This window comes from Pseudomonas sp. CFBP 8771 (assembly GCF_014841695.1).
Taxonomy (GTDB): Bacteria; Pseudomonadota; Gammaproteobacteria; order Pseudomonadales; family Pseudomonadaceae; genus Aquipseudomonas; species Aquipseudomonas baltica.
On record NZ_JACYUJ010000003.1, the window covers coordinates 491,546 to 512,035 of the forward strand.

19 protein-coding genes are annotated in these 20,490 nt (G+C 61.0%); 1 reads left to right on the forward strand and 18 read right to left on the reverse strand.

Translation table 11 applies throughout. The features are described 5' to 3' along the window. Nucleotides 1-13: 13 nt before the first annotated feature. From sucD to sdhC, 9 genes are all read right to left on the reverse strand, one after another. Complete coding sequence (gene sucD, locus IFT80_RS09785) at nt 14-895, reverse strand: succinate--CoA ligase subunit alpha (RefSeq protein ID WP_122477308.1); 882 nt, start codon at nt 893-895, stop codon at nt 14-16. Then, nucleotides 895-2,061 carry an ADP-forming succinate--CoA ligase subunit beta gene (gene sucC / locus IFT80_RS09790; protein ID WP_122477306.1) on the reverse strand — a complete coding sequence of 389 codons (1,167 nt, stop codon included), beginning with the start codon at nt 2,059-2,061 and terminating at the stop codon, nt 895-897. Before sucC ends, sucD begins: the two co-directional genes overlap by 1 nt. Nucleotides 2,062-2,239: 178 nt before the next feature. Continuing rightward, nucleotides 2,240-3,673 carry a dihydrolipoyl dehydrogenase gene (lpdA, locus tag IFT80_RS09795; RefSeq protein ID WP_192137454.1) on the reverse strand — a complete coding sequence of 478 codons (1,434 nt, stop codon included), beginning with the start codon at nt 3,671-3,673 and terminating at the stop codon, nt 2,240-2,242. Between the two features lie 100 nt (nt 3,674-3,773). Further along, entirely contained in the window at nt 3,774-5,006 is a 1,233-nt protein-coding gene (gene odhB / locus IFT80_RS09800; RefSeq protein WP_122477302.1) for a 2-oxoglutarate dehydrogenase complex dihydrolipoyllysine-residue succinyltransferase, read from the reverse strand. Nucleotides 5,007-5,048: 42 nt separating this feature from the next. After that, nucleotides 5,049-7,880, reverse strand: a complete 2,832-nt coding sequence (locus tag IFT80_RS09805) for a 2-oxoglutarate dehydrogenase E1 component (protein WP_122477300.1) — start codon at nt 7,878-7,880, stop codon at nt 5,049-5,051. Nucleotides 7,881-8,124: 244 nt separating this feature from the next. Continuing rightward, nucleotides 8,125-8,829: a succinate dehydrogenase iron-sulfur subunit gene (locus IFT80_RS09810; protein ID WP_043193659.1), complete on the reverse strand. Its 705-nt coding sequence runs from the start codon at nt 8,827-8,829 to the stop codon at nt 8,125-8,127. A gap of 11 nt (nt 8,830-8,840) precedes the next feature. Next, the gene (gene sdhA, locus IFT80_RS09815; RefSeq protein ID WP_122477298.1) at nt 8,841-10,613 is read right to left on the reverse strand and encodes a succinate dehydrogenase flavoprotein subunit; all 1,773 of its coding nucleotides are present in this window, start codon (nt 10,611-10,613) and stop codon (nt 8,841-8,843) included. A 3-nt stretch (nt 10,614-10,616) separates the two neighbouring features. After that, nucleotides 10,617-10,985, reverse strand: coding sequence for a succinate dehydrogenase, hydrophobic membrane anchor protein (gene sdhD / locus IFT80_RS09820; RefSeq protein ID WP_043190640.1), 369 nt, complete (start codon nt 10,983-10,985; stop codon nt 10,617-10,619). After that, nucleotides 10,979-11,365 (reverse strand): succinate dehydrogenase, cytochrome b556 subunit, encoded by a 387-nt coding sequence (gene sdhC, locus IFT80_RS09825; protein ID WP_185793015.1) that lies wholly within the window; start codon nt 11,363-11,365, stop codon nt 10,979-10,981. The genes sdhD and sdhC overlap by 7 nt, the downstream gene beginning before the upstream one ends. 349 nt (nt 11,366-11,714) lie before the next feature. On the opposite strand from sdhC, the gene gltA reads away from it, so the two are divergent. Then, nucleotides 11,715-13,004, forward strand: a complete 1,290-nt coding sequence (gltA, locus tag IFT80_RS09830; RefSeq protein WP_043190646.1) for a citrate synthase — start codon at nt 11,715-11,717, stop codon at nt 13,002-13,004. 48 nt (nt 13,005-13,052) lie between these two features. Here the strand turns inward: gltA and IFT80_RS09835 are convergent, their stop codons facing one another. From IFT80_RS09835 to IFT80_RS09875, 9 genes are all read right to left on the reverse strand, one after another. After that, nucleotides 13,053-13,655 carry an START domain-containing protein gene (locus tag IFT80_RS09835; protein ID WP_192103246.1) on the reverse strand — a complete coding sequence of 201 codons (603 nt, stop codon included), beginning with the start codon at nt 13,653-13,655 and terminating at the stop codon, nt 13,053-13,055. A 37-nt stretch (nt 13,656-13,692) separates the two neighbouring features. Further along, complete coding sequence (locus IFT80_RS09840) at nt 13,693-13,944, reverse strand: YkgJ family cysteine cluster protein (RefSeq protein ID WP_192137456.1); 252 nt, start codon at nt 13,942-13,944, stop codon at nt 13,693-13,695. 131 nt (nt 13,945-14,075) lie between these two features. Next, the gene (locus IFT80_RS09845; protein WP_185793013.1) at nt 14,076-14,585 is read right to left on the reverse strand and encodes a translation initiation factor 2; all 510 of its coding nucleotides are present in this window, start codon (nt 14,583-14,585) and stop codon (nt 14,076-14,078) included. 73 nt (nt 14,586-14,658) lie between these two features. Next, a complete protein-coding gene (locus IFT80_RS09850; RefSeq protein WP_122477290.1) occupies nt 14,659-16,098 on the reverse strand; it encodes an aminotransferase-like domain-containing protein in 1,440 nt (479 codons plus the stop codon). A gap of 112 nt (nt 16,099-16,210) precedes the next feature. Further along, the gene (locus IFT80_RS09855) at nt 16,211-17,011 is read right to left on the reverse strand and encodes an OmpA family protein (RefSeq protein WP_192137475.1); all 801 of its coding nucleotides are present in this window, start codon (nt 17,009-17,011) and stop codon (nt 16,211-16,213) included. 14 nt (nt 17,012-17,025) lie between these two features. Then, entirely contained in the window at nt 17,026-17,379 is a 354-nt protein-coding gene (locus IFT80_RS09860) for a DUF4398 domain-containing protein (RefSeq protein WP_446730984.1), read from the reverse strand. 9 nt (nt 17,380-17,388) lie between these two features. Continuing rightward, entirely contained in the window at nt 17,389-18,216 is an 828-nt protein-coding gene (locus IFT80_RS09865; protein ID WP_192137458.1) for a substrate-binding periplasmic protein, read from the reverse strand. Nucleotides 18,217-18,326: 110 nt separating this feature from the next. Beyond that, nucleotides 18,327-19,271, reverse strand: coding sequence for an electron transfer flavoprotein subunit alpha/FixB family protein (locus tag IFT80_RS09870; RefSeq protein ID WP_122477284.1), 945 nt, complete (start codon nt 19,269-19,271; stop codon nt 18,327-18,329). Further along, nucleotides 19,271-20,020, reverse strand: a complete 750-nt coding sequence (locus IFT80_RS09875) for an electron transfer flavoprotein subunit beta/FixA family protein (RefSeq protein WP_122477283.1) — start codon at nt 20,018-20,020, stop codon at nt 19,271-19,273. Before IFT80_RS09875 ends, IFT80_RS09870 begins: the two co-directional genes overlap by 1 nt. Between the last annotated feature and the right edge of the window lie 470 nt (nt 20,021-20,490).

Sequence of the window (20,490 nt, forward strand, 5' to 3'; positions counted from 1 at the left end):
AGGTAAGCGAAGCTTACTTGACTGCCCAGCCCGTCAGCTCGGCCAAGGCCTTGCCGATGTCGGCCAGCGAACGCACGGTTTTCACACCGGCGTCCTGCAGTGCAGCGAACTTCTCGTCTGCAGTACCCTTACCGCCGGAGATGATTGCACCGGCATGGCCCATGCGCTTGCCCGGAGGAGCAGTCACACCAGCGATGTACGAAACAACCGGCTTGGTCACGTGAGCCTTGATGTAGGCTGCGGCCTCTTCTTCGGCAGAACCACCGATCTCGCCGATCATGACGATCGCTTCGGTCTGTGGGTCTTCCTGGAACAACTTCAGGATGTCGATGAAGTTCGAACCTGGAATCGGGTCACCGCCGATGCCGACGCAGGTCGACTGGCCGAAACCGGCGTCAGTGGTCTGCTTCACGGCTTCATAGGTCAAGGTGCCGGAACGCGACACGATGCCAACCTTGCCTGGCAAGTGGATGTGGCCTGGCATGATGCCGATCTTGCACTCGCCCGGAGTGATGACGCCTGGGCAGTTAGGGCCGATCAGGACGACACCCAGCTCGTCGCACTTGACCTTGGCTTCCAGCATGTCGATGGTCGGAATGCCTTCGGTGATGCAGACGATCAGCTTGATGCCGCCGAACGCTGCTTCAAGGATGGAATCCTTGCAGAACGGAGCGGGTACGTAGATGACCGAAGCAGTGGCGCCGGTTTTCTCGACAGCTTCCTGAACGGTGTTGAATACCGGCAGGTTCAGGTGAGTGGTACCACCCTTGCCTGGGGTCACGCCGCCGACCATCTTGGTGCCGTAGGCGATGGCCTGTTCGGAGTGGAAAGTACCCTGCGAGCCGGTGAAGCCCTGGCAGATGACCTTGGTGTCTTTATTGATCAGGACGCTCATTACTTGCCCTCCGCAGCTTTGACAACTTGTTGAGCAGCGTCGGTCAGGCTGGTGGCTGCGATGATGTTCAGACCGCTTTCCGCCAGTACTTTAGCGCCCAGTTCAGCGTTGTTGCCTTCCAGGCGCACAACTACCGGGATTTTCACGCCGACTTCCTTCACCGCGCCAATGATGCCTTCGGCAATCATGTCGCAACGAACGATGCCGCCGAAGATGTTGACCAGTACGGCCGCGACATTGGTGTCGGACAGGATGATCTTGAACGCTTCGGTTACGCGTTCCTTGGTGGCACCACCGCCTACGTCGAGGAAGTTGGCTGGCTTGCCGCCATGCAGGTTGACGATGTCCATGGTACCCATGGCCAGGCCAGCACCGTTGACCATGCAGCCAATGTTGCCTTCCAGGGCCACGTAGTTCAGTTCGAACTTGGCGGCGTGCGCCTCACGCGGGTCATCCTGCGATGGGTCGTGGAAACCCTTCAGCTTGGGCTGACGGTACATGGCGTTGGCGTCGATGTTGATCTTGGCATCGAGGCAATGCAGATCGCCATCGGCCTTGATGACCAACGGGTTGACTTCCAGCAGGGCCAGATCGTGGTCCTGGAACAGCTTGGCCAGGCCAACGAAGATCTTGGCGAACTGAGCGACCTGCTTGCCTTCCAGACCCAGCTGGAATGCCAGCTCGCGGCCCTGGAACGGCTGTGCGCCGACCAGCGGATCGATGGTGGACTTGAGGATCTTCTCGGGAGTGTCGTGAGCGATCTTCTCGATGTCCACGCCACCTTCGGTGGAAGCCATGAACACGATGCGACGGCTGGAGCGGTCCACTACGGCACCCAGATACAGCTCTTTGGCGATATCGGTGCAGGACTCGACCAGGATCTTGGTGACGGGCTGACCGTTGGCGTCAGTCTGGTAGGTCACCAGACGCTTGCCCAGCCACTGCTGGGCGAAAGCCTTGGCGTCTTCCTTGCTGCGAACCAGTTTCACACCACCAGCCTTGCCGCGACCACCAGCGTGGACCTGGGCCTTGACGACCCACTCGCTGCCGCCGATCTTGTCGCAGGCTTCTGCGGCGTCTTCGGGGGTGTCTACCGCGTAACCTTTGGATACTGGCAGGCCGTATTCAGCGAACAGCTGCTTACCCTGATACTCGTGAAGATTCATGCTTATTACCGTCTTCGTTAGGTACTGCGCTTTTCGGCGCTGCGCTTCATGATTGAAGTGCCGCGCCACCTGTGACTGCTACTCGCCGGTTGACCGGCGAGGTGAGTCCGGCGGACATTCCGCGGCAGGCCCTGCGGACAGGGCATGCGACGGGCAGGCCACCGTGGTTTCTTATTGTTTAACGCTTCTTGCGGTTGGCGATGTGGATGGCGCCGCCATTCACTGCCAGGGCCGCTTCGTGCAGGGCTTCCGACAGGGTCGGATGCGAGAAGACCATCATGCCCAGGTCTTCGGCACTGGTACCGAATTCCATGGCGATGGCGCCCTGCTGAACCAATTCTGCCGCGCTCGGGCCAATCACATGCACACCCAGTACGCGGTCGGTCTTGGCATCGGCGATGACCTTGACGAAACCGCCGGTATCGTTGGCCGCCATGGCACGACCACTGGCCGCGAACGGGAAGCTGCCGACGTTGACTTCAACGCCTTCGGCCTTCAGCGTCTGTTCGGTCTTGCCGACCCATGCGATTTCCGGGTGGGTGTAGATGACCGACGGGATCAGGTCGTAGTTCATCACGGCCTTGTGGCCCTTGATGCGCTCGACGACCATGATGCCTTCCTCGGACGCCTTGTGCGCCAGCATCAGGCCACGCACCACGTCGCCGATGGCATAGACGCCAGGCACGCTGGTGGTGCAGTAGTCATCGACATAGATGAAGCCGCGCTCATCAATGTCCACGCCGCTGTCCGAAGCCAGCAGGTCGGTGGTGACCGGGCGACGCCCCACGGCGACGATCAGCTTGTCGAAGGTGATCGTCTGCTCGCCGTTGGCGTCGGTGTACTTGACCAGTACTTCTTCACCCTGCACTTCGGAACCGGTCACGCGCGCGCCGAGCTTGATGTCCAGGCCTTGCTTGGTGAAGGTCTTCAGGGCTTCCTTGGACACCGCGGTGTCGGCAGCCATGAGGAACGTGTCCAGTGCTTCGAGTACGGTGACTTCCGAACCCAGGCGCGACCATACCGAACCCAGCTCGAGGCCGATCACACCGGCGCCGATGACGCCAAGACGCTTGGGCACCTGCTGGAATTCCAGCGCGCCGGTGGAGTCGACGATGATCTTCTGGTCGACAGGGGCCGGCGGGATGTCGATCGGACGCGAGCCGGACGCCAGGATGACGTTGTCGGCCTCGACAATTTCAACACCGTTGGGGCCGGTGACTTCGACTTTCTTGCCGGCCAGCAATTTGCCGTGGCCTTGCAGCACGGTTACGCCGTTGGACTTGAACAGGCCGGCGACGCCGCCGGTCAGGTTCTTGACGATGTTGGACTTGCGACCAATCATCGCCGGTACGTCAATGGTCACGCCAGCGTGGTTGATGCCGTGGATGGCAAAGCCATCCTGTGCTTCGTGGAATTTCCACGAGCTGTCCAGCAGTGCCTTGGAGGGAATGCAACCCACGTTCAGGCAGGTACCGCCGAGGGCCAGCTTGCCCTCGCCGTCTTGATACTTCTCGATACAGGCAGTCTTGAGGCCCAGTTGTGCGGCCTTGATGGCAGCGACGTAGCCACCGGGGCCTGCGCCAATCACTACCACGTCGAATTTCTGAGTCATAAAACGATTCCTATTAGCGGCATGCTTGAAGCCCAGATGCCGAGTTCCGGATCAAGCTGCGTGGGCTCGATGGCGGATCCCGGGACCTGTGGCTGCCTTATCAGATATCCAGCAACAGACGCGCTGGATCTTCCAGCAGGTTCTTGATGGTCACCAGGAACGTCACGGCTTCCTTGCCATCGATCAGGCGATGGTCATACGACAGCGCCAGGTACATCATCGGGCGGATGACCACCTGGCCGTTGATCGCCATCGGGCGCTGCAGAATGTTGTGCATGCCCAGGATAGCCGCCTGCGGCGGGTTGACGATCGGGGTCGACATCATCGAACCGAAGGTACCACCGTTGGTGATGGTAAAGGTACCCCCGGTCATTTCGTCCATCGACAGCTTTCCGTCGCGCGCCTTCTTGCCGAAGGTGGCGATGCCGCCTTCGATCTCGGCCAGGCTCATGGCCTCGGCATTGCGCAGGACGGGAACCACCAGACCGCGATCACTGGAAACCGCCACACCGACGTCGGCGTAGCCGTGATAGACGATGTCCGAGCCGTCGATCGAGGCGTTGACGGCCGGGAAGCGCTTCAGCGCCTCGGTGGCTGCCTTGACGAAGAACGACATGAAGCCCAGGCGCACGCCATTGTGCGACTTCTCGAAGAGGTCCTTGTACTTGGAGCGCAAGGCCATGACTTCGGTCATGTCGACTTCGTTGAACGTGGTCAGCATGGCCATGTTCGACTGGGCTTCCACCAGACGCTCGGCAACCTTGGCGCGCAGACGGGTCATCGGCACACGCTTTTCGGTACGGTCGCCGACGCTCTGCACGATGGCAGCGGCAGCGGCTGGCACGGCCGGCTTGGCGGCCGGTGCAGACTTCTTGGCTTCGATGGCGGCAACCAGGTCTTCCTTGGTGACGCGACCGTCTTTGCCGGTGCCCTTGACGCTGTTCAGGTTGATGCCGTTTTCTTCGGCCAGCTTGCGTGCAGCCGGGCCGCCAATGGCGTCATCGTCGCCAGCGGCAGGCGCCGAAGCCGCCTGTGGTGCGGCAGCCTGAGGCGCAGCAGCGGCCTGAGGTGCGGCAGCAGGTGCAGCAGCGACGCCGCCCGCCTCGATGGAGCCCAGGACTTCGTCCGACAGAACGGTGTCGCCTTCGTTCTTGACGATCGCGCCCAGCACGCCGTCGGCGGTGGCCAGCACTTCCAGGACGACCTTGTCGGTCTCGATGTCCACGATCAGGTCATCGCGCTTGACCGCGTCGCCCGGCTGCTTGTGCCAGGTGGCAACGGTGCCGTCGGCGACCGATTCCGGGAAGGTAGGGGCTTTGATCTCGATAGCCATTATCAGTATTTCCTTAAATTCGGTTTCAGGTGCGCGTTGGCATTAAACGGTGAAGGCATCTTGCAGCAATTTGGCTTGCTGCTCGGCGTGCATCGAAGCGTAACCACAAGCCGGGGCAGCCGATGCGTCACGGCCGGCATACTCGAGGACCAGGGTCTTCTTGTGATTGCTCATGCTGCGGCGCAAGTGATGCTGACTGCTGTACCAGGCACCCTGGTTCATCGGCTCTTCCTGACACCAGGCCACATGTTCCAGATTGGTGTAGGCAGCAATCGCTTCCATCAGGTCGTCTTCGGGGAACGGATACAGCTGCTCGATGCGCACGATGGCCACATCTTCGCGACCTTCGGAACGGCGCTTCTCCAGCAGGTCGTAATAGACCTTGCCGCTGCACAGCACCAGACGCGTCACCTTCGCGGCGTCCAGGGTATCGATTTCCGGAATGACCGTCTGGAACGAGCCTTCGGCCAGGTCTTCCAGGGTCGACACGGCCAGCTTGTGACGCAACAGCGACTTGGGCGTGAGCACGATCAGCGGCTTGCGCAGCGGACGAATCACCTGGCGACGCAGCAGATGGTAGATCTGCGCCGGGGTGGTCGGCACACACACCTGGATGTTGTGCTCGGCGCACAACTGCAGGTAGCGCTCCAGACGTGCGGAAGAATGCTCCGGGCCCTGCCCTTCGTAGCCGTGCGGCAGCAGCATGGTCAGGCCGCACAGACGGCCCCACTTGTGCTCGCCACTGGTGATGAACTGATCGACCACCACCTGTGCACCGTTGGCGAAGTCGCCGAACTGGGCCTCCCAGATCACCAGCGCATTGGGCGAGGTGGTCGAGTAGCCGTATTCGAATGCCAGCACCGCTTCCTCGGAAAGGAAGGAGTCGTACAAGTCGAAACGCGGCTGGCCATTGTAGAGGTTCTGCAACGGGATATAGGTCGCCGCATCCTTCTGGTTGTGCAGCACCGCGTGCCGGTGCGAGAAGGTGCCGCGGCCGATGTCCTGGCCGGTCATGCGGATCGGATGGCCTTCGAACGCCAAGGTGGCGTAGGCCATGGTCTCGGCATAGCCCCAGTTGATCGGCAAGCCACCGGCCTGCATCTTCTGCCGGTCTTCATAGATCTTCGCAACCTGACGCTGAACCACGAAGCCTTCCGGGATCTCCAGCAGCTTGGCGGACAGTTCCTGCAAGGTCTTGAGGTCGAAGCTGGTGTCGTGACGCGCCGTCCAGGCATGGCCCAGGTACGGACGCCAGTCGACGAACAATTCCTTGTTCGGCTCCTTGACCAGGCTCTTGACCACGTGCAGACCGTTGTCCAGTGCGTTGCGGTATTCGTCGATCTGACTCTGCACGCTGCCTTCGTCGAGCACGCCGGCCTTGATCAGGCTTTCGGCGTACAACTCGCGCGTAGTGCGCTGCTTGGCGATCTGCTGGTACATCAGTGGCTGGGTGCCGCTAGGCTCGTCAGCTTCGTTGTGACCGCGACGGCGGTAGCAGACCAGGTCGATGACCACGTCACGCTTGAACTGCATGCGGTAGTCGATCGCCAGCTGGGTGACGAACACCACGGCTTCCGGGTCATCGCCATTCACGTGCAGGATCGGCGCCTGGATCATCTTGGCCACGTCGGTCGCGTACTCGGTGGAACGCGCGTCGTACGGGTTGCTGATGGTGAAACCAACCTGGTTGTTGATCACGATGTGCACGGTACCGCCGGTCTTGAAACCGCGGGTCTGCGACATCTGGAAGGTTTCCATGACCACGCCCTGGCCGGCGAATGCAGCGTCGCCGTGCAGCGAGATTGGCAGCACCTTGTCGCCGACCGCGTCGTTGCGACGGTCCTGGCGGGCCCGCACCGAGCCTTCGACCACTGGCGACACGATTTCCAGGTGAGACGGGTTGAACGCCATGGCCAGGTGAACTTCGCCACCTGCGGTCATCACGTTGGACGAGAAACCCTGGTGATACTTGACGTCACCGGAACCCAGCTCGACCTTCTTCTTGCCTTCGAATTCGTCGAACAGGTCGCGGGGGTTCTTGCCGAAGGTGTTGACCAGCACGTTGAGCCGGCCACGGTGGGCCATGCCGATCACGACTTCCTTGGTGCCATAGGAGCCCGAGCGCTGGATCATCTCGTCCAGCATCGGAATCAGGCTCTCGCCGCCTTCCAGACCGAAGCGCTTGGTGCCCGGGTACTTGGTGCCCAGGTACTTCTCCAGGCCCTCGGCTGCGGTGACGCGCTCGAGCACATGGCTGCGGCTCTCGGCCGAGAATGATGGGCGACCGCGCACGCTTTCCAGGCGCTGCTGGAACCAGCTGCGCTGCTCGGAATCGGTGATGTGGGTGAACTCGGAGCCGATGGTGCGGCAATATGTCTGCTGCAAAGCCTCGAGAATTTCACGTAGGCTCGCCTCCTCTTTGCCGATGAACAGGTCGCCGGCACGGAAGGTCGTATCCAGATCGGCATTGGTCATGCCGTAATGGTTGATTGACAGGTCTGCCGGAGCAGGCCGTTGCCACAGCCCCAACGGGTCCAGTTGGGCTGCCTGGTGGCCGCGCATCCGGTAAGCCTGAATCAATCGCAGCACTTCCACCTGCTTCTTCTCGTGCTCGCTGCTCACGCTACCGGCGGAAACCGGTTGGGCACGGCGCTGGTTTTTGGCCAGCAGGACGAAATGATCGCGGATGGTGGAGTGTGCAACGTCGGTGGCAGTGCTGCCTTCGGCAGGCAACTTCTGAAAGTAGGTGCGCCATTCTTCTGGCACAGCGTTAGGGTCGTGCAGGTAAAGCTCATAGAGCTCTTCCACATAGGCAGCGTTACCACCGGATAGGTGGGCGCTGTTCCACATGCGCTGCATCACGCTTTCTTGCATGCTTGGTCACCCTCGGTTAGGGGACACCACCGGCGCTCACACCTTGGGCGTACTGACGCGGTCCATGTACAGCGACCGTGCAAGCCACCTCAGTTGTACGCTGGTAGTCCGGGTACCAGCCCGGAGCCCCTGCTGGTCTTGTTTCTTCGAAAGTAAAAGCGAAGCCTTACACAGCCACGCTCGGGTTTTCATCACAGCACAGGATCAATCCTGCGCTGTGATGGCTTGCGGTGTAGCAGATGAATCAGACGCCGTTGGACAACAGCATGTTCCGCACGTGGCCAATGGCTTTGGTGGGGTTCAGGCCTTTGGGGCAAACGCTGACGCAGTTCATGATGCCGCGGCAGCGGAATACGCTGAACGGATCATCCATCGACGCCAGGCGCTCGCTGGTCCGGGTGTCACGACTGTCGGCCAGGAAACGGTAGGCCTGCAGCAGCGCCGCCGGGCCGAGGAACTTGTCGGGGTTCCACCAGAACGAAGGGCAGGAAGTCGAGCAGCAGGCGCACAGGATGCACTCGTACAGACCGTCCAGCTTCTCGCGCTCTTCCGGAGTCTGCAGACGCTCGATGGCCGGGGCCGGCGTGTCGTTCTGCAGGAACGGCTTAACCTTCTCGTACTGCTTGTAGAAGATGCTCATATCCACGACCAGGTCACGGATCACCGGCAACCCTGGCAGCGGGCGCACGATCAACTTGTTACCTTTTACGACAGCGGACAGCGGCGTGATGCACGCCAGGCCGTTCTTGCCGTTGATGTTCATGCCATCGGAACCGCATACGCCTTCACGGCACGAGCGACGATAGGAGAAGCCTTCGTCCTGTTCCTTGATCAAGGCCAGCACGTCCAGCACCATCACATCCTTGCCACCGGTGTCGACCTGGAATTCCTGCATGGACGGCGCAGCGTCCTGGTCCGGGTTGTAGCGATAAACACTGACTTGCAACATGGCGGCCACCCTCAGTAAGTCCGGATCTTCGGTTCCATGGTCGGAACGGTTTTCGGCGAGAAGTTCACGGCGCGTTTGGCAACACGTTTTTCACCCGGGAAGTACAGGGTGTGGCACAGCCAATTTTCGTCGTCGCGATCTTCGAAGTCTTCACGGGCGTGAGCGCCGCGGGACTCTTTGCGATGCTCGGCGGCAATCGCGGTGGCTTCCGCCACTTCCAGCAGGTTCTGCAATTCCAGCGCTTCGATCCGGGCGGTGTTGAAGCCCTGGCTCTTGTCGTTGATCTTGACGTTGGCAATGCGCTCGCGCAGGCCGGCCAGCTGATCGATACCTTTCTGCATGTACTCGCCGGTGCGGAACACACCGAAGTAGTTCTGCATGCAGCTCTGCAGTTCTTTGCGCAGGCTGGCGACATCTTCACCCGTGGTGCGCGCGTTGAGGCCGTCCAGACGCGCCAGGGCGACTTCCAGATCGGTGTCGCTGGCGCGGCGGTATTCGATACCCTCGCTCAGCGCCTGCTCCAGGTGCAGGCCTGCGGCACGACCGAACACCACCAGGTCGAGCAGCGAGTTGCCGCCCAGGCGGTTGGCGCCATGGACCGACACGCAAGCCACTTCGCCCACGGCGAACAGGCCCGGGATGATGGCATCGTTGCCATTGGCATCCTGGGTGATTGCCTGACCGTGGATGTTGGTAGCGACACCCCCCATCATGTAATGACAAGTTGGCACGACAGGAATCGGCGCAACGGCCGGATCGACGTGGGCAAAGGTCTTGGACAACTCCATGATGCCTGGCAGACGGCTGTGCAGCACTTCCTCGCCCAGGTGATCGAGCTTGAGCATCACGTGATCGCCATCGGGACCACAGCCGTTGCCGGCGATGATTTCCTTGACCATCGAGCGTGCTACCACGTCCCGACCGGCAAGGTCCTTGGCGTTCGGCGCGTAGCGCTCCATGAAACGCTCGCCATGCTTGTTGATCAGGTAACCGCCTTCACCGCGGCAACCTTCGGTGACCAGTACACCTGCGCCGGCAATGCCGGTCGGGTGGAACTGCCACATTTCGATGTCCTGCACCGGCACACCGGCACGCAAGGCCATGCCCACGCCGTCACCGGTGTTGATCAGGGCATTGGTGGTGGACGAGTAGATACGCCCGGCCCCGCCGGTAGCCAGTACGGTGGCATTGGCGCGGATGTACGAGGTCTCGCCGGTTTCGATGCAGATGGCGATGACGCCAACGATCGCACCGTCCTGGTTCTTCACCAGATCGACCGCGTAGTACTCGTTCAGGAACACGGTACCGGCCTTCAGGTTGGCCTGGTACAGGGTGTGCAGCAGCGCGTGGCCGGTACGGTCGGCAGCGGCGCAGGTACGTGCGGCCTGGCCGCCCTTGCCGAAGTCCTTGGACTGGCCACCGAACGGACGCTGGTAGATACGGCCCTGCTCGGTACGGGAGAACGGCAGCCCCATGTGCTCGAGCTCGAAGACCGCTTCCGGGCCTACCGAACACATGTACTCGATAGCGTCCTGGTCGCCGATGTAGTCGGAACCCTTGACGGTATCGTACATGTGCCAGCGCCAGTCATCGTTCGGGTCGGCCGAGGCGATGGCGCAGGTGATGCCGCCCTGCGCCGACACGGTGTGCGAGCGAGTGGGAAATACCTTGGTGACGACGGCGGTCTTGTGACCACCCTGGGCCAGCTGCAGCGCTGCGCGCATGCCGGCACCACCACCACCAATGATGATGGCGTCGAAGGAAAGCGTACTAATGTTAGCCATGAATCAGATACCCCAAAGAATCTGCACACCCCAGACGAAGTACGCGAACATCGCAACGCCGCATACCGCCTGGAACAGGAAGCGTATAGCCGTGGCCGACTTGCCGAACGCCATCGGCGTCAGGTAGTCGGTGGCAATGGTCCACATGCCTACCCAGGCGTGGGCGCCGAGGGCGACCAGCGCCAGAAGGCTGAAGATGCGCATCCAGTTGCTGCTGAACAGCGAGTGCCATTGGGTGTATTCGATGCCTGGATTGGCAACGATGTAGCCGATCAGAAAAAGAAAATAAGCCGCGAGAACGACCGCAGACACACGCTGTGCCATCCAGTCATAGAGGCCCGAACGCGAAAGGTTCGTAACGTTGGTTACCATACCCAAACTCCTGCCAGAACGATCAGCACCACCGAGATGATGAGAACGATTTTAGAGCCCAGCTTGCCGCCTTCCAGCGTCTCGCCGATGCCCATGTCCATGATCAGGTGGCGCACACCGGCCACCAGGTGATACAGCAAGGCGGACAGCAGGGCCCAGATCACGAACTTGGCCAGCGGGCTGGTCATATACGCCTTCACCTCGCCGAAGCCTTCCTCGGAACCCAGGGATTTGCCCAATGCGTACAGCATGAGAGCGATGCCCAGGAACAGGATGACACCGGATATACGATGGAGAATGGACGTGTAAGCAGTGACAGGGAGTTTGATGGTCCTTAGGTCTAGGTTTACAGGTCGTTGGCTATTCACGGCTTTTTTCACACTGAAGAGCCCCTAGCAAGCAGGGCAAGTTGTAGGGAAGTGTACTGGTCAGGTACTCACCACCCAGGAGGTGACGACCCCGTCGAAATGGCTCGGAAAAGCCCCCGGCGGTCGGCTGCCGAGTATAGACAGTTAGGATACTAATGACAACGCACCGCAGGCCCCGGACGGCGGATTGCGCATGCATGGCAAAAGGTTTGAACGGGGCGTAATTTCGCGAAAAAAGCCCGCTCGCAGCGCTCTGGAGCCTTACTTTAAGCAAATTGACATTCGAATTTATCTCACTATAGTGGTGCGGGCCCTGCGTGGGGGGTCTGTCTGATGATTCCAAGCATTAATAGGAGGCCACATGGCTGACAAAAAAGCGCAGTTGATCATCGAGGGCGCAGCCCCCGTCGAGCTGCCGATTTTAACCGGCACCGTTGGTCCCGATGTAATCGACGTCAGGAGCTTGACTGCCACGGGCCGCTTCACTTTCGACCCAGGCTTCATGTCGACCGCCTCGTGCGAGTCGAAAATCACCTACATCGACGGCGACGCCGGAATCCTGCTGCACCGCGGCTATCCGATCGAGCAACTTGCCGAACAATCCGACTATCTCGAAACCTGCTACCTGCTGCTCAACGGCGAATTGCCTACGGCCGAGCAGAAAGCCAAGTTCGTTGGCAACATCAAGAACCACACCATGGTTCACGAGCAGTTGAAGACTTTCTTCAACGGCTTCCGCCGCGATGCCCACCCGATGGCCATCATGTGCGGCGTGGTCGGTGCGCTGTCCGCGTTCTACCATGACTCGCTCGACATCAATAACCCGCAGCACCGCGAGATCTCGGCAGTACGCCTGGTGGCCAAGATGCCGACACTGGCGGCCATGGTCTACAAGTACTCCATGGGCCAGCCCATGATGTACCCGCGCAACGATCTGTCGTATGCGGAAAACTTCCTGCACATGATGTTCAACACTCCGTGCGAGATCAAACCGATCAGCCCGGTACTGGCCAAGGCCATGGATCGCATCTTCATTCTGCACGCCGACCACGAACAGAATGCGTCCACTTCCACCGTGCGCCTGGCAGGCTCGTCGGGTGCCAACCCGTTCGCCTGCATCGCCGCCGGCATTGCAGCACTGTGGGGGCCTGCCCACGGCGGTGCCAACGAAGCCGTGCTGACCATGCTCGACGAGATTGGCGATGTGTCCAACATCGACACCTTCATCGCCAAGGCCAAGGACAAGAACGATCCGTTCAAGCTGATGGGCTTCGGTCACCGCGTCTACAAGAATCGCGACCCGCGGGCCACGGTGATGAAGCAGACCTGCGACGAAGTGTTGAAGGAACTGGGCATCAAGAACGATCCGCAGCTCGAACTGGCCATGCGCCTGGAAGAGATCGCCTTGACCGACCCCTACTTCATCGAGCGCTCGCTGTACCCGAACGTCGATTTCTATTCGGGCATCATCCTCAAGGCCATCGGCATTCCAACCAGCATGTTCACGGTCATCTTCGCCTTGGCGCGTACCGTGGGCTGGATCTCGCACTGGAAGGAAATGCTGTCGAGCCCCTACAAGATCGGCCGCCCACGCCAGCTGTACACCGGCGAGAAAAGCCGCGACGTGACCGCTCTGGACGATCGCACCTAAGCCTTCGCGTCACAACGAAAGGCCGCCTCCGGGCGGCCTTTTGCGTTGCTACTGCTCCGCTTTCGTGCGCAATGCCTTGAGCGTATTGAATGGAGCATCCACGACGAACTTGTTGGCCAGCCAGGAGGGCACGCTGCCGCCCGGCTCGGTGTGCACCTGGTAGATCACCTGGGTCTGATTGGCACCCTGGGGCACCATCTTCCAGAAACCTTCCACTTGCGCCACACGCACGAAGCCTTTCTCCTGCGGCACATAGTCGGCGGCCCCGACCAGATTGCGGGTGACGCTGCCATCACTGCCATCGACCGTGGTGATATGCAGCACCGAGTCGCGCGGGGTGACCGGCCACGGCGTATTGAATTGGGTGTAGGTCCAGGTCTGATCGCCTTGATGCTTGAGCAGCTTCTGCGCCTTGCACTCATGAATCCAGGTACAGGCCCCGGCGACGTCCTCCTGCATGGCACGCAGCTTGGCCACGCTGGCCTTGATCGTGGTTTCGCCCCTATAGGCCTTGTACTTGGAGCCCGCGACTTCACTCAGGGAAACCTTGATTCCCTCCTCGTCCTTGGCCACCGACCACTGCTCGGCGTGGGCAGACAGGTGAACGCTGCCCAGCAGGGCAACCAGCGCTATACGATGCATCGCTCTCATTGTTGTTGTTCCTTGTTGTCGAGGATCGAGACTGTGTCTACGCGGTCATCTGCTCCCACCAGCCCAGAATGCGCACGGCGTCCTGGTCGCTGTCGCCACACACTTCGGGATCGGCATGAAACGCGGAGCACACTGCTGGCCGCTCGGGCAGGCCAAACAGGGCACACAGGTTGTCCAGAGACAGCTGCACGCAGCGCTGCCCGGCTGACTTGCCCAAAGGCATGCCGGGGATAGGCGAACTGATGGAGGGAGCGATGCAGCAGGCGCCACAGCCTTCGCGGCATTTCATGACGTCATGACCTCACAGGCACAGAGTGTTGTAGAGCACCCATGGTAGTGACCCAACGAGCGTTTGAAAATGCCTGCGTCGATAATTCGGTCGAGCCATCTGTAACGGCCGACTGAACTGGCCAACATGGCTCATTGCTTGAAATTGAAGTCCAGCGCGGCGCCCTCGACTTCACGACCGTCGCTGCGCCGCTGCAGCTGCATCTCGTTGTTCAGCAGGCGACCATTGAGCTGGAAGTCCTCGCTGCCCTTGTCACTGAAGAAGGCAGGGAGAATCGGCTTGGGCGCAGGCTCGGCCAGCGGTGCAGGGTGTACCGCAGCGTTGACTGGCTGGGTCGGCGGCTTGAGGTCCTTGACGATGTCCTTGGGCAGGCTCAGGTCCAGGTTGGGCTTGGGCACCGGCGTGGCAATGACGTCCGCTTCCTTGCGCGACCGGCTTTTGGCAGCCTTCTTGCGAACCACAGGCTTTTTCGCGGCAGGCTTCTTCGCCGCGGAATCAGCCTTGGCGGTCGACTTTGCGGCATCTGCCGAACGTGTCGCAGCCGACGGGCTGTCCGGCGTTTGCGCGTGAACAGCGGGCACGGCAATGAAGCCCAGATTCAAGCAGAAAACCAGCAATGCGAGACGGCGCTTGGTGTTCATAGGGGCACGACAACTACGACGAAGCCTCTATGCTCCCTGTTAAGCGTTGCGCTGACAAGCCCCTCGTACGGTTTCAATAGGAAACTCCAGACTCCTGGCACAGTTGCCGCGCCAGTACGCCGAGCGTTGCCAGTGCGCGCTCGGCCTCGCGGTTCCACGGCACGCCACAGTTGAGCCGAATACAGTGGTTGAACTGCTCTGTGTTGCTGAAGATCAGGCCAGGCGCGATGCTGATTCCCTGCTCCAGTGCCCGCACATGCAGCTCCTGGGTGTTGACCCGCCCGGGCAGGCTCACCCAGAGGATGAACCCTCCGGTAGGCCGCGTGATCTGCGTACCTTCCGGAAAATGCTGCTGTACCGCCAGCTGGAAAGCACTCAGGTTCTTGCGGTATTCCTGGCGAATGAAACGCAGGTGCCGGTCGTAGCCGCCGTTTTCCAGATAACTGGCAACACCCATCTGCGTGACGCTGCACGCCGAATGGGTACTGAACGTCTGCAGCCGCTGGACCTCGGCCTGGTATTTGCCGGCAATCATCCAGCCGATGCGCACGCCGGGCGACAACGTCTTGGAGAAGCTGGAGCAGTAGATGACATGGCCCAGCCGGTCGAATGCCTTGAGCGCCTTGCTCTTGCCCTGCTCGAACATCAACTCGCCGTAGATATCGTCTTCGATGATCTGGATATCGAAATCCGAAGACAGCCGCAGCAGCTGCTTCATGCGTTCTTCGGGCATGGTTCCGCCCAGCGGATTGCTCAAGCGCGGCGTCAGGACCAGCGCCTTGATCGACCACTGGTTGGCAGCCAGCTGCAACGCTTCCAGGCTGATACCGGTGGACGGATCACTGGGGATCTCGATGACCTTCAGGCCGAGCAGGTCCGCCAACTGCAACAGGCCATAATAGGTAGGTGACTCGGCCGCGATCAGGTCGCCGGGCCGGGTGAGCACGCGCAGGCTCATCTGCAATGCATCGACGCAGCCATGAGTGATCACGATCTCCGAGGGATCGACCACCACACCGGCATCACGCATGCGGATCGCCACCTGCCGGCGCAAAGGCTCGAAGCCTGGGCTGAACATGTAGCTGAAGGCACGAGGGCTCTGGAAGCGGGTGACTTTGGCCAGCTGCTGGTGCAGCGCGCGTACCGGTAGAAATTCGACATGGGGCACTGCGGCCCCCAATGGAAATACGCCCTCTCGACGGGATTCGTCGAGCACCTGCTGGATGATACTGCTGCGGGTAACCAACCCCGGACGCTCTACCCGGGCAATGTCAGGCGTAGGCGCGGTCAGTGCCGGGGTCTGGTGCACGTAATAGCCGGACTGGGGCCGCGCGCGGATCAACCCCTGGTCCTCGAGGTTGGCATAGGCTTGCAATACCGTGGCATGGCTGACATTGAGCTGGGCGCTCATCTTGCGCACCGAAGGCACGCGTTCGCCTGGCTGGTACACGCCGCGACGGATGTCATCAGCCAACTGCTGGGCGATACGCTGGTAGAGCAAGAGGTTGGTCATGGCCGGACCTTCGATGTGCCAGAAGACCCCTACAGATACGAACTGTACGGGGACAGCTGGCAGGATAGCAGAGCTGATCCTGCAACTGCACGGGCCACTTGCAACCTTGCGTTCAACCGCGGGGCAGCGCCAACTCACCCTTGGAATTGGAAAAGACGATCTCGACCCGCCGATTCTGCGCCCTGCCCCGCTCCGAGGCATTCGCGTCCACCGGGTAGGCATCGCCATAGCCCTGCACTTGAATGCGCGACTCGTCGATACCCAGGTCGACCAGGGTGTCGGCCACCGACTGCGCACGGTCGGCAGAGAGCTGCAGGTTGAATGCTTTCTCTCCGGTGTTATCGGTATAGCCTTCGATACGCACCACGCGCTTGGGGTTGAGCTGCAGGAACTGCACGAGCTTGAGGATCGTGCGATTGGCCTGGGGCTTGAGCTGAGCCTCACCGGTATCGAACAATACATCGCCCAAGGTCATGACCAGGCCGCGGTCGGCCTCGACGTTGGCCAGCGCCAGAATCTGCTCTTCGAGCCATTTACCCTGCTGCTGCACGCTTTCCAGCTTGGAGTCGCGCAAGGCCAATTGCAGGCGCTGCAAGTCCATCTGCGCCTTGGTCAGACGCTGCTGGTTAAGCAACTGCTCGCTTCGCTCCCGAGCGATCTCGCTGTAGCGCAGGCTCAGATAGGCATAATGCTGGGCGTCGCTGCCGGTGCCCCAGTAGCTGGCAAGCCGCTCGGCGCGGGCCAGCGACTCGCCTGCACGGATGACATCCTTGGGCGCGCTGCGCAGCACGCTGGAATCATCGCGCACGGCCTGGAAAGCAGTCTCGGCACGCTGCACCGCCTCGCTGTTGGCGCGCGGGCCGGAGCAACCCACTGTCATCAAGCCGGCGGCCAGCAGCAGCCCCGTGCGCATTGCCGTCAACTGTTTCACTGCATGTCCCTCAATTGTTTACGCAGGCGTTGAATACGGGCGTCCAGGGCCTTGAGCTGATCCTGCCCCTTGGCGGTCAACAACTGATCCTCGGCCAGGCGCGCATCCAATTCGGCCTGTTCGGCGTTGAGCCGGGCGCCCTTGTAGTTGCCATCGGCCATTTGCGCACGCGCCTGGGCGAGCTTGCCAACCGCCAGCTGCATGGCCGGGTTTTCTTCTGTCGCACCGACTGCGCGCGCCTGTTCGACGGTTTGGTCGGCCAGACGCAATTGCTGCGTGGGCGCCGGATCACTGGCACAGCCAGCGAGCAGCAAGAGCAGCGAGCCTGCGGTCATAGCTTGAACGTTCACGAAAAATTCCTACTGTTGAAGGGCTGCAGGCGGGGGCGATTGCTGGGCTCTCCAGCGCTCGACATTGCGCGAGAACACCTCGGCCGGGATACCTGAAGCGGTCAATTCTGTCATTTTTTTCGCCAGCTGTCCGCGCAGCCAGGGATCGTTGCAGGCGGAGTCGTGAGACAGCGCCACGTACAACCCTGGTCGGTCGACCGGCAGCTCGCTGCTCTGCAACTTGTCGCCCACACCCTGTGCCTGAGCCATTGCTGCCCCGGAATAGCGTCCGGCGATCACATACTCAACCTGGCCATGCACCAGCCGGTCGAAAGCCTGCTGCAGATTCTCGGTGGTGGCGAGTTTCAGGTGCTCGGCGGCCAGGGTCACGAATGCCTGCGTGGGTCGCGCCTTGGCCGATATCGCCCCGGCGTGACCATGCAGGTCGGCGAGGCTGCGATACTGCAGCGGCGCCGAACGCAGTGTCCACACCAGGTAATCGTTCGGAACCAGTGCAGGGTGCACGTAATCCAGGGACTCAAGCTCGGTCACGGTCAATGGCGCATCCACCAGCAGGTCCATTCGCCCAGTGCGCACTTCTTCCAGCGCCTGCGAACGCTTGCCTGCGTAGAGGATGTCGAGCTTGACGCCGATCTGCGCCGCCACCTGCTGCAGCAGCTCGGCGTTGACCCCGATCAGACGCTCGGGATCCTGTGGGTCCCGCCACAGATACGGCGGCGCGTCGGGACTGCCGCTGGCTATCAGCCGCTCACATTTGCCTGCACCCTGCGCCGCCAGTGGCAGCAGCGCGGCAGCCACGCACAGCGCCAAACGGCGTAGACCGCCTTTTCCAGTCATGCTCAACCTCGTGCGACCTTGTCACATGCAAAAAAGCCTGGTCGCGGTCTGCTGCCCATGGGCAGCAGACCGCGACCAGGCTTGAATCAACCGCGGTCGAAACCGCTAAGTCAGACCAGCTTCTCGAGCTCGGGGACCGCTTCGAACAAGTCCGCGACCAGGCCGTAATCAGCGACCTGGAAGATCGGTGCTTCCTCGTCCTTGTTGATTGCCACGATCACCTTGGAATCCTTCATGCCCGCCAGATGCTGGATGGCTCCGGAAATGCCCACGGCGATGTACAGCTGCGGCGCGACGATCTTGCCGGTCTGCCCGACCTGCATGTCGTTGGGCACGAAACCGGCGTCGACGGCTGCACGCGACGCACCTACCGCAGCCCCCAGCTTGTCGGCCAGGGTGTACAGGTGTTTGAAGTTGTCACCGTTCTGCATGCCACGACCGCCGGATACGACGATCTTGGCAGCGGTGAGCTCGGGGCGATCGGACTTGGCCAGCTCTTCACCAACGAAGCTCGACTTGCCAGTATCGTGGGCCGCGCCTACCGCTTCCACGCCAGCCGAACCACCTTCGGCGGCCACGGCGTCAAAACCGGTGGCACGCACGGTGATGACCTTGATCGCCGCACTCGATTGCACGGTGGCAATGGCGTTGCCCGCGTAGATCGGACGCTTGAAGGTGTCCGGCGACTCGACCGAAATGATCTCGGAAATCTGGTCGACGTCCAGCTGGGCGGCCACACGTGGAAGAATGTTCTTGCCGTTGGCGGTTGCGGCAGACAGCACATGGCTGTAACCGGAGGCCAGCTCGACGATCAGCGGCGCGACGTTTTCAGGCAACTGATGAGCATAAGCGGCGTTGTCAGCCACCAGCACCTTGCTCACGCCGGCGATCTTGGCGGCGGCTTCGGCAACACTGGCGACCTGCACGCCGGCGACCAGTACGTGAATCTCGCCGCCGATCTTCTGCGCAGCGGCCACGGTGTTCAGGGTCGAAGGTGCCACACCCGTGTTCACCTGACCTTCGGTTACATAATCGGCGATAACCAGGATAGTCATTAGATTACCTTCGCTTCGTTTTTCAGTTTTTCGACCAGTTCGGCAACCGACTTGACCTTGATCCCGGCACTGCGAGTCGCCGGAGCCTCGACCTTGAGCGTCTTGTTGGTGGAGGTCACGGATACGCCGAGTGCCTCGGGCGTGAAAGACTCGAGGGGCTTCTTCTTCGCCTTCATGATGTTGGGCAGGGAGGCGTAGCGCGGCTCGTTCAGACGCAGGTCGGTGGTGACGATAGCCGGCAGGGTCAGGCCAACGGTCTGCAGCCCGTCATCGACTTCACGCGTGACATTGAGCTTGTCGCCAACCACTTCGACCTTGGAGGCGAAGGTGCCCTGCGCGTAGCCGCTCAGCGCTGCCAGCATCTGGCCAGTCTGGTTGTTGTCGCTGTCGATCGCCTGTTTGCCCAGGATAACCAACTGTGGCTGTTCCTTGTCGACAACGGCCTTGAGCAGCTTGGCTACTGCCAGTGCGTTCAGTTCCTCGGCATGCTCGATCAGTATTGCCCGGTCGGCGCCCAGGGCCAGCGCGGTGCGCAATTGCTCCTGCGCGGTGGCCGGACCAACGGTGACCACGACGATCTCGCTGGCGATGCCCTTCTCTTTCAGGCGCACGGCTTCTTCAACAGCGATTTCGCAGAAAGGGTTCATCGACATCTTGACGTTGGCAAGGTCGACGCCAGAGTTGTCCGCCTTGACGCGAACCTTGACGTTATAGTCGACCACTCGTTTGACAGCTACAAGAACCTTCATGGATTCCTCGTTACTCTCCGGTGAAAAGAATGTCGCCCAGGCAGACCGGACGATGACGTGGGCGCAAGGGCACCATTGAAACGTTTGCAGCATTGCGTAGTGCTGGCAAAAACCTGATTTTTCAAGACCTTGACCAGCAAAACGGGGCAGCCTTCAACAAGTATGACGTGTAAACTCGACCGTGTGTGCGTCCGGCGCATGCGAGCGACCTGGATCGGAGTCGAGATTCGATGCAACCGGTACTGCGCGCCGGACCGGCACCGAACATGAAGCTGGCCGTATCTTGACCGCTGTGCCCTGACCGGTCAATACGCGGAACTCACCGGTCACGCCCCCTGGCCACCTTGATTTTACTGGGCTGCAGCGGATTCAAACAAACGTTTGTATTGGACCTGCCGAGTGGTGTAGATATACTGCCCACACGCACATCCTTGCCTGCGGCCTTCCAGAAGCGGTACCGCCCGCCGGAG